Origin of the sequence: Streptomyces sp. NPDC057654, from assembly GCF_042800135.1 — a bacterium.
Taxonomy (GTDB): Bacteria; Actinomycetota; Actinomycetes; order Streptomycetales; family Streptomycetaceae; genus Streptomyces.
Genome location: NZ_JBHVHQ010000307.1, coordinates 1 through 8,938, shown reverse-complemented (window position 1 = coordinate 8,938; position 8,938 = coordinate 1). Strand labels below are relative to the sequence as shown.

At 73.6% G+C, this 8,938-nt stretch carries 9 protein-coding genes and 1 pseudogene; 4 read left to right on the top strand and 6 right to left on the bottom strand.

The annotated features are described in order from the left end of the window. Positions 1–594: pseudogene (locus ACFU99_RS22225) on the top strand (SAM-dependent methyltransferase); the annotation flags it as partial. A 10-nt stretch (positions 595–604) separates the two neighbouring features. Here ACFU99_RS22225 and ACFU99_RS22220 read toward each other — a convergent pair. Next, a complete protein-coding gene (locus ACFU99_RS22220; RefSeq protein ID WP_384394581.1) occupies positions 605–982 on the bottom strand; it encodes a hypothetical protein in 378 nt (125 codons plus the stop codon). 87 nt (positions 983–1,069) lie between these two features. Then, a complete protein-coding gene (locus ACFU99_RS22215; protein WP_384394585.1) occupies positions 1,070–2,470 on the bottom strand; it encodes an MFS transporter in 1,401 nt (466 codons plus the stop codon). A gap of 172 nt (positions 2,471–2,642) precedes the next feature. On the opposite strand from ACFU99_RS22215, the gene ACFU99_RS22210 reads away from it, so the two are divergent. Continuing rightward, positions 2,643–3,353, top strand: coding sequence for a TetR/AcrR family transcriptional regulator (locus tag ACFU99_RS22210; protein WP_384394579.1), 711 nt, complete (start codon positions 2,643–2,645; stop codon positions 3,351–3,353). A gap of 52 nt (positions 3,354–3,405) precedes the next feature. Here ACFU99_RS22210 and ACFU99_RS22205 read toward each other — a convergent pair whose 3' ends face one another. Continuing rightward, positions 3,406–4,344 (bottom strand): alpha/beta fold hydrolase, encoded by a 939-nt coding sequence (locus ACFU99_RS22205; protein ID WP_384394577.1) that lies wholly within the window; start codon positions 4,342–4,344, stop codon positions 3,406–3,408. 296 nt (positions 4,345–4,640) lie between these two features. Continuing rightward, on the bottom strand, positions 4,641–5,903 hold the full coding sequence (locus tag ACFU99_RS22200; protein ID WP_384394575.1) for a phenylacetate--CoA ligase family protein: 1,263 nt from the start codon (positions 5,901–5,903) through the stop codon (positions 4,641–4,643). 161 nt (positions 5,904–6,064) lie between these two features. Here ACFU99_RS22200 and ACFU99_RS22195 point away from each other — a divergent pair, with 161 nt between their 5' ends. Next, complete coding sequence (locus ACFU99_RS22195; RefSeq protein ID WP_384394573.1) at positions 6,065–6,940, top strand: arylamine N-acetyltransferase; 876 nt, start codon at positions 6,065–6,067, stop codon at positions 6,938–6,940. A 110-nt stretch (positions 6,941–7,050) separates the two neighbouring features. On the opposite strand, the gene rimI is transcribed toward ACFU99_RS22195, so the two are convergent. Both rimI and tsaB read right to left on the bottom strand, forming a co-directional pair. Next, positions 7,051–7,551, bottom strand: a complete 501-nt coding sequence (gene rimI / locus ACFU99_RS22190; protein ID WP_384394583.1) for a ribosomal protein S18-alanine N-acetyltransferase — start codon at positions 7,549–7,551, stop codon at positions 7,051–7,053. 32 nt (positions 7,552–7,583) lie between these two features. Beyond that, positions 7,584–8,261, bottom strand: a complete 678-nt coding sequence (gene tsaB, locus ACFU99_RS22185) for a tRNA (adenosine(37)-N6)-threonylcarbamoyltransferase complex dimerization subunit type 1 TsaB (protein ID WP_384394571.1) — start codon at positions 8,259–8,261, stop codon at positions 7,584–7,586. Positions 8,262–8,421: 160 nt separating this feature from the next. Here tsaB and ACFU99_RS22180 point away from each other — a divergent pair. Next, positions 8,422–8,938, top strand: a 517-nt coding sequence (locus ACFU99_RS22180; RefSeq protein WP_384394569.1) for a hypothetical protein, incomplete at its 3' end; no start/stop codon positions are given.

Genomic DNA, 8,938 nt, shown 5'->3' with positions numbered 1-8,938 from the left:
GCCCGGCACGCCGCGCTGAAGATCGCGCCGGGCATCCCGCACGAGATCATCCCCGCCGAGGCGGAGGCCGAGTGGATCTCGGACGGCGGCGACGTGAAGGAGGCCGTGCTCTGGTTCGGCGCCGGAGCTCCCGGCGCGCGCGGGGCGACGCTGCTCCCCGGCCCGCACACCCTGCTCGGCGCGGGCCTGCCCGACCCCGAGCCGGGCCCGGTCGGGGCGTTCCTCTACGAGCCGGACGGCGCGGTCATCCGCGCCCACCTCGTCGCGGACGTCGCGCGGCAGGTCGGCGGCCGGCTGATCGATCCGACCATCGCCTATGTGACGGCGGACGAGCTGCGGCCGACCCCGTACGCCACCGCGTACGCGATCACGGACGTCCTGCCCTTCAACCTCAAGAAGCTGAAGGCGATCGTCCGGGAGCGCGGCATCGGGGTCGTGGTCGTCAAGAAGCGCGGCTCGGCGGTGGAGCCGGAGGAACTGCGCAGAAAGCTCAAGCCCTCCGGGCCCAACTCCTGCGTGATCTTCCTGACCCGCGTCGCGGGCGCGCCCGCCATGCTGCTGGGACAGCCCACCACAACCGAAGGGGCAGGCTGAACGGCCTGGACTACGCCAGGTCCGTCAGGTCCTGCGCGTAGAGCGTCGTCAGCGGCTGCGGGCCCACGTACTGCTGGCAGTTGCACACGCCCGGCTCGTACTGCACCGGCTTCTTCTCCGCGTCCCAGGCGACGGGCACCTCGACCGCCTCATGGCACTTGCCCTGCTTGTCATGTTTCGCGAGGTGGTGCCCGCAGCCGCAGACCGGCTCCGGCTGCTTGTTCGCCGCCTCGACGGCCTGCCGCTCCGCCTGGCGCTCGCGCCGCTCGGACTCCAGCAGCTCCAGCTTCCGCTCATGGCGGGTGCGGAAGGCGGTACGGGCGGTGTCGGCGAGCTTGGTGAAACCGCCCAGGGCGAAGAAGATGAACACCCACCAGAACCAGTGCATCTGCGAGACCGCCCTCCCCGTCCACGCGGCCCACCACGGAACTCCGCGTGAGCCCTGACTTCGCTTCGTCCGAAGTCAAGAATACGCTCAGCGCGGCGCGCCCTCCTGTGCGCTGTCGTGTTCGGCCACGGGCTCGGAGTCAGCGGAGTCAGCGGCCGGATCGGCGGTACGCGCCTGGCTCACGCCCGTACGGGCCGGCAGCAGCAGCGCCGTCAGCGCGGCCGCCGCCAGCAGCACGGCGCCCACCCCGAAGGCCGTCGCGTAACCATTGGCCTGCGCCTCGACACGGCTGCCGCCCGCCGCGCCCGCGGCGACGGTGACGAGCGCGGCCAGCCCCACCGAACCGCCGATCTGCCGGGAGCTGTTGAGCAGCCCCGAGGCCATGCCCGCCTCCGCGGCCGCGACCCCCTCGGTCCCGGCCGTGCCCAGCGGCACGAAGCACATGCCGATGCCGAAGCTTGCGAGCAGGAACGGGCCGAGGATCGAGTCGGCGAAGCCGCCGTCGACGCCGACCGCCGCGGCCAGCCAGGCGAACCCGGCCGCCCCCAGCACCCCGCCGACGACCAGCGTCCAGCGCATCGTGAGCCGGGCGATCAGGCGCGGCGCGAGCAGCGAACCGGCCACCAGGCCGACACAGAAGGGCAGGAACGCGACGCCGGTCGCGGTGGCGCCGTAGCCCAGCACCTGCTGCATGTAGAGCGAGGAGAAGTAGAAGGCGCCGAACTGCCCGGACGCGAGCAGCAGCATGAACAGGTTGGCCGCCAGCACCGGCCGGTGCGTCAGCAGCCCCATCCGCAGCAGCGGCTGTCCCACCCGCAGTTCGACGGCGGCGAACGCGGCCAGCAGCACCGCCGCGAGGGCGAGCGTGCCGATCGTCATCGCGGAGCCCCAGCCGTGCGTCTCGGTCCGCACCACCCCCAGGACCAGCACCATCATTCCGGCCGTGATCAGCAGCGCGCCGCCCGCGTCGAGCCGCGGGGCCGGGCCGGTGCGCCGGTCGGCGGGGACCGAGCGGCGGGCCGCCGCGTAGGCGAACACCACGATCGGCACGTTGACCAGCAGTACGGTCCGCCAGCCCGCGGCCTCCGTGAGCACCCCGCCGGCCAGCACCCCGATCGCGCCGCCCGCGGCCCCCGCCATGCCCCACAGCCCGAGCGCCCGCGAGCGCGCCGGACCGGCCGGGAAGGTGACGGTGATCAGGGCGAGCGCCACGGGCGCGAGGGCCGCGGCCGCGACGCCCTGCGCCGCGCGGGCGGCGATGAGTCCGCCCGGCGACCAGACCAGACCGCCGCCCAGACTGGCGAGGCCGAAGAGGGCGAGCGCCGCCATCAGCGTGCGCCGGCGCCCGGCTATGTCGGTGAGCCGGCCGCCGAGCATCAGCAGGCCGCCGAAGGCGAGCGCGTAGGCGTTCACGACCCATTGGAGCCCCTCGGCGGTGAAGCCGAGGTCCGCTTTCATGTCGGGCAGCGCGATGTTCACCACCGCCATGTCGAGCGCCACCGTGAACTGCACGGTGAGCGCCACCACCAGTAGCCAGCGCGTCTGCCGGGCCTCGTCGCCCACACCCGTCCCCTTCCGTCGTGGCGCGCGGACCTCGCGAGGCAACCCAACGGCAGGATTACTATACGCGTATAAAAATAGCCGCTGAGAGAATGGGACCGTGACGAAGGACGTGGCGCAGAACACAGCGAAGGAACAGCGCAAGCGGGCCGTCGGCCGCCCCCGCCGGCTCGAACTGGAGACGATCGTCGCGACCGCGCGCCGCGTCCTGGAGGAGGAGGGTGTCGCCGCCCTGAGCATGCGGCGGCTCGCCAAGGAGGTCGGCAGCACGCCGATGGCCCTCTACCACCACGTCCAGGACAAGGACGAGCTGCTCATGCACGTACTCGTCGGCACCGCGCGCACCCTGCCCCGCCCCGACCTCCCGGCGGACCCGCGCGAACGGCTCCTCGCCGTCGCCGTCCACATGCACGACATGCTGCGCCGCATGCCGTGGGTGGTGGAGATCCTCGGCCTCGGCGACGTCACCGACCGGCACGCGCTGTGGATGGTCGAGGAGATCATCGACTCGGCGATGCGCTGCGGCCTCGGCGAGCGCCGGGCCGTGCGGATGTACCGGACGCTGTGGCACTACGTCTACGGCGAGCTGGTCTTCCAGGCCGCCATGGCGCGCCGCGCGGAACAGCCCGACCGCCGCCGGTACTTCCCCGAGATGCTCGCCTCCCCCGACGCGGCCGACCCCGCCCAGCTCCCCCGGCTGACCGCGCTCGCCGACCGCTGGCAGGAGCTGACGGAGGACTACACCGTCGCGGAGGAGCTGGCCGCGATCATCGACGGCCTGCTGGCCCGGGGGAACGGCGGCGGGGAGTAGAAACGGAAGGGCGCGTACGAACGTACGGGCGTCCGGACCGTACGGGCGCCCCCTACCGCCCGGCGGCCCGCCCCGTCGGCACCGTGGCCAGGCGGCCCGTACGTCCGAAGTACTCGACCGGCCCGCAGTAGTCCAGGCCGGTCAGCGGCCGGCCCTCGAAGAAGCGCACCGCCAGGTCGACGACCTCGGCGGGCCGCTCCAGGTGGGCCATGTGGTCGGTGCCCTTGATGGTGGTGAAGCGCGCGTCGCCGCAGCGGGCCGCCGCCGCCCGGCTCAGCAGCGGCGTCGTCAGCGGGTCGTACTCTCCGGTCGCGACCAGGATGGGGACGGCGGCGGGCTCGTCCTCGGGGTCGCCGGTGTAGTCCAGCAACCGGGTCGTGTTGTCGCGGTACTTGTCGAGCTCGTCCGCGGTCATGTTGTTGAGCATGCTGGTCAGGCAGCGGATGACGACATTGCGGCGGGCGATGCCGGCGTCCGGCTCGGAGCACACCAGCCCGCCCAGCACATGCCCGACGAACTCCTCGTGCCGCCCCTGCTCCGCGAGGTCGAGGGAGTGCTGGAGCACCGCGCGCACATGCTCGGTCATCTGCGCCATGGTGCCGAACAGCAGGAGCCGGGCGCAGTGTTCGGGGTGGAGCTGGGCCCAGCGGTAGGCGACGGCGCTGCCGTAGGAGGCGCCGAAGACGTTGACCGGGCCCGGCGCCACCGACCTGAGCAGGTGGTCGAGCGCGCCGGTGAGGAAGTCGAAGCCGCACTCGGGCGGCAGCCGGTCGGCTTCGCCGCCGCCGGGCAGGTCCATAGTGATCACGGTCGCGTCGGCGAGGAACCCCTGCTCCACCCGCCCCCAGCCTTCCTTGGTCTGGAAGGCGCCGCCGACCAGGACCACGGGTGCCAGGCGGGCGCCTGGCCGGTGCACGATCCGCCCCTCGTACGCGAGGCCGCCGAAGGTGAGCGGAATGATCTCCTCCCCGGCAGCGGTGAGCGTCGTCACGAGTGCGTCTCCGTTCGCTGGGCAAGCGTCGCTTGCGGTGTTCACGAGAGCAACGAGCACTGCGGGGGTGAGGTCACAACCGCCGGGCGCACGGGGGCCGCGCGGCGGGGCCGCCGGGGCTTGGACCAACGGCTTTGTGCGGAGGGGGAGTTCGCGTTCGAAGGGTCACCCGCGACGCCCGGACGGCGGGACCGGACCGGCGGATGTGGACCCGGACGTGGGTACAGGCGTACGCACGAGCGTAGGTACGAGCACGGGCGCGCGGGCCCCCTCTCCTGCCCCGTCCTGCCCCGCCGTCAGCCGACGCGCTCGTCGATCAGCCGGAGCCGCTTCCCGGTGCGGGGGTTGCTGACGAGGCCGTCCGGGGCGACCCACTCGATGGCGAGCGGGTGGATCAGGCCGAGCTTCAGGGTCTCGGCGAAGTCCTCGACGTGCACGCGCGCGGTGAGCGCCCGCTCCAGGTCGACGCGCCCGTCCTCCGCCTCGGCCCCGCCCGCCCCCGCGAGGCGGAGCACGAGCTCGTCCAGCCCCTCCCGGTGCCGGACCACGGCCTGCATGCCGACCGACCGGCCCGCGCCGTCGGCGCTCGCCACCAGCCGGTGCAGCCCCTCCAGATCGACGTTGACCGTGCCGACCTTGGCCTCCTCGCCGGAGCGGCCGAGCAGCCGGAACCGGCGGCGGGGGAAGTCGACCCACTCGGCGAGGTCGCCGACGGGGTAGCGCAGCAGCGGCATCAGCCGCCGCGTGAGGTCGGTGACGACCACGCGGCCGGGCCGCCCCGGCTCCTCCACGATCTCGCCGGTGTCGGGGTCGAGCAGTTCCAGCACCTTGTCCCCGAACGCCTCGTGGACGCGCGTGTCGGGCTCGCCCGGGACCGGGCCGCCCAGTCCGCCCGCGTCCACGCTGCCGTAACCGCCGGAGCGGATCTCGGCGTTCGGGAACGCGCGGGCGATGAGGGCGAGCTGGTCGTCGTAGAACGCCTCCCCGCCGAAGAGCATCAGCCGTACGTCCGGCAGCGAGCCCACCGACCCGACGACCTCCGTCGCCAGTTGGCACAGCGAGGTGGGCGGCGCGGCCACCACGGTGGCGGCGAAGTCGCGCATGACGCCGACCGTGAAGTCGAGGGGCGCGTTGCCGCTGATGGGCAGTTGCACGGTGCGTACGGGCAGGTCCTGCACGCAGTCGTAGAGGAAGACGAAGCTGGGGTAGAGCCGTCCGGCGTAGAAGAGGTTGGCGACCCGGTCGCCGTCGCGCAGCCCCGCGGCGACGAGCGCCTCCCCGAACCGGCGGCCGGCCGACCGCCATTCGTCCCAGGTGTAGACGGAGATGCGGGGCGCGGAGGTGGTGCCTCCGGTGTTGAAGACGACGCCGTCCGTGTGCGGCCCGGTCATCACCCGGCTCTCGCGCAGGCCGTGCGCCGCCCAGTAGTCGCGCATGGGGATCAGCGGGAGGGCGGCCAGCTCCGCGGCGCCGTCGGGGAGGTCCGCGTACAACTCCCGGTAGAACGGCGAGCGTTCGCGGACGAACTGGATGAGCTCTGCGATCTGCGGATCCTTCACGTGCTTCAACTCCCTGACGCGGCACGGCGAGGGCGGCCGACGGACCGCCGTCACCACATGTGATCGCAGGCTAACCCACAGGAGTCGACGCCTCGCAACCCGCCAGCTCACCGGGGGTACTGACCGCACAGAGCCACCCCCGCCTCCGTACAGTCGTCCGCATGCCACCGACTCCCGAGCCCGCGAGCTCGACGACGCCTGCCCCAAGCCTCGACCTGGAGGCCTACCTGGCCCGTACCGGCTGGACCGGCGAGCGGCGGGCGACCGCGGAGGCGCTGCGCTCGCTGCACAGCGCGCACCTGTACAGCATCCCGTTCGAGAACCTGGACGCCCTGCTCGGCTCGGCCCCGTCGCTGGCCCTGCCCGACCTGGAGGCGAAGCTCGTACGCGGCGGGCGCGGCGGCTACTGCTTCGAGCACAACACCCTCTTCGCGGCGGTGCTCGGCGCCCTCGGCTTCCACGTCACGCCGCTCACCGCACGGGTCCTACGGGTCGGGGGCCCCGCCACCGCACGGCCGCGCACCCACATGCTGCTGCTCGTCGGCGTCCCCGGCGAGGAGCACCGCTACATCGCCGACGTCGGGTTCGGCGGCGGCACCGGTCTGCTCGAAGCGGTCCCGCTCGTCACGGACAGCGAGTTCCGGGCCGGTGCGCGCCGCCACCGCCTGCTGCGCAGGGAGCACGACGGGCCGCTGGACCTGTGGGCCCTCCAGGCCCCGGAGTCCGGGGACTGGACCGACCAGTACGCCTTCACCCTCGACCCCGTCGTGCCCGCGGACGTCGAGGTCGTCAACTGGTACATGGCCACCCACCCCCGCTCCCCCTTCTCCCACACCCTCTCCGCCCACCGCACCACTCCGAAGGGCCACTTGGGCCTCCGGGGCCGCACCCTCGTGGAGACTTCCACGGACGGCACCCGCAAGGAACGCGAACTGGCCGACGCGGACGAGGTGCTGCGGGTGCTGGCCGCCGACTTCGAGATCACCGCGCCGGAGGGGGCACGGGCCGCCATCGCGTCCGCGGAGGACCGCGCCTGACTACTGCGGTCAGGCCACGCTCCCAGCTCCAGGCTTCGGCGCTCAACGCTCCGCCCGGGCGACAGCGGCATAGGCGTCGTCGAGGATGCTCCCGATCTCGGCCGCGACCGTCAGACCCGGCTCTCGCTCCCCTGTCCCTGCGGAGCGGGGCCGTCCTCGCCGTGGGCCGGGGGGCCGGTGAGGCGCATGACGAGGGCGTCGACGTTGCCGGGCTGGTAGTAGCCTCGGCGGACGCCGATGGGTTCGAAGCCGAAGCGTTCGTAGAGGCGCTGGGCGCGGGCGTTGTCGACGCGGACTTCGAGGAGCACCTCGTGGCACTCGAAGGCCGTGGCGGCGGCGAGGAGCTCGGTCAGCAGGCGGGCGCCGAGGCCGGTGCCCCAGTGGTCGCGGGCGGTGGCGATGGTCTGGATGTCGCCGGTGCCGTCGTTGGCGGCGAGGCCGCCGTAGCCGACGATGCGGCCCTCGGCGTCCTCGGCCACCGCGTAGCGGCGATTGGCGCCCGGCCCGCGCGCGTGCGCCAGCTCGGACCAGAACAGCCCCTTGGACCAGGCGTCGTCCGGGAACAGCTCGCGCTCCAGCGGCAGCACCTGACCGAGGTCCCACCAGCGCATCTCACGCACGGTCACCGTGGCGGCGATGGCGGTCACCGGGGCGTGACCACCTTGTAGTTGGCCGGCACCTTGGCGTCCGGGCGGCGCAGGTACATCGGCTGCGGGGCCGGCAGCTCCTCCCCCGCGGCGAGTTTCTCGGCGGCGAGGGCGGCCAGCGCGGCAGCGGACTGGTGCTGCGGCAGGTCGGCCCGTACGTCCCCGAAGTCGTCCGGGTAGAGCAGCGCGCCCGCGCCGACCGCCGGCAGGCCCGCGATCGTCTCCGCGATGTCGGCGGGGCGGTCGACGGAGGGTTCGCCGAGGCGCGTACGGGCGTCGGCGTAGCGCGCCCAGTAGACCTCCTTGCGGCGGGCGTCGGTGGCCACCACGAACTCGCCGGGCAGCTCTCCTGTCACACCCGCCGCGTACGCGATGCCGTCGAGCGTGCACAGTCCGTGCACCGGTACGCCCAGCGCCTCGCCGAAGGACGCGGCCGTCACGAGGCCGACCCGCAGCCCCGTGTACGGGCCGGGGCCCACGCCCACGACGACGCCGGTCACGGCGGCGAGCCCCACGCCCGCCTCGCCCAGCACGCGGTCCACGGCGGGCAGCAGCAGTTCCCCGTGGCGCCGGGCGTCCACCTGGTTCGACTGGGCCACGACGGCGCCGCCGTCCCCGTCGTAGAGCGCGACGGTCACGGCGGGGGTGGCGGTATCAAGAGCGAGCAGCAGCACCCCTACAGCCTACGGCGCGCGGCGCGGCCCCCTGTTCCCCTACCGGCTCGCGCCCACACGGGGCGGGCGGGGCGGCCCCGGCCGCCGACGGCGCGGCGGTGCGGCGGCCGGGTGCTACGGTCAGCCGCAAAGTCGTACGTAGGACGAAAGGGTGCGCAGCGTGGCACGCAGCAGCTCGGGGCCGGTCGTGGCCGGGCTCACCGCGGCGGCACTCGCCGTGGTCGGATTCCTCGCCTTCCAGGCATCGGCCGCGCCGGACAACCCGGCGAAGGCCGGCGCCGCGCACTCCTCCCCGTCCGGGCACCCGAAGGACAAGGGGAAGGGCAAGGGCGACGGCGGCAAGGAGAAGGCGTCCACCGCCGTCCCGGCCTCGTCCGGCACCGGGCTGCGGGTCGTCTACGCGCTCAAGGCGAAGCGCGTGTGGCTGGTGGGGGAGAACGAGCAGGCGACCCGGACCTTCGAGGTCGCGCCGAGCTCGGTGAGCCCGGAGCCGGGCACGTACAAGGTCCCGCCCAGGGGCCGTACGACGCAGCTGACCGGCTCGGACGGGGTCCCCGTCGAGCACATCGTCCAGTTCCACATCGGCGAGGGCGGCATCGTCTTCGGCTTCAGCGCGGCGATCGACGGCTCGACGCCGAACCCGAACGCGCCCAAGAAGACCGGCGCGGTGCGCGAGC

Excerpts from the sequence above, each read along its gene's own strand:
- ACFU99_RS22220 (WP_384394581.1), bottom strand. The coding sequence starts at position 982 with ATGCACTGGTTCTGGTGGGTGTTCATCTTCTTCGCCCTGGGCGGTTTC.
- ACFU99_RS22215 (WP_384394585.1), bottom strand. The coding sequence starts at position 2,470 with ATGGCGGTGGTGAACATCGCGCTGCCCGACATGAAAGCGGACCTCGGC.
- ACFU99_RS22195 (WP_384394573.1), top strand. The coding sequence starts at position 6,065 with ATGCCACCGACTCCCGAGCCCGCGAGCTCGACGACGCCTGCCCCAAGC.
- rimI (WP_384394583.1), bottom strand. The coding sequence starts at position 7,551 with ATGCGCTGGTGGGACCTCGGTCAGGTGCTGCCGCTGGAGCGCGAGCTG.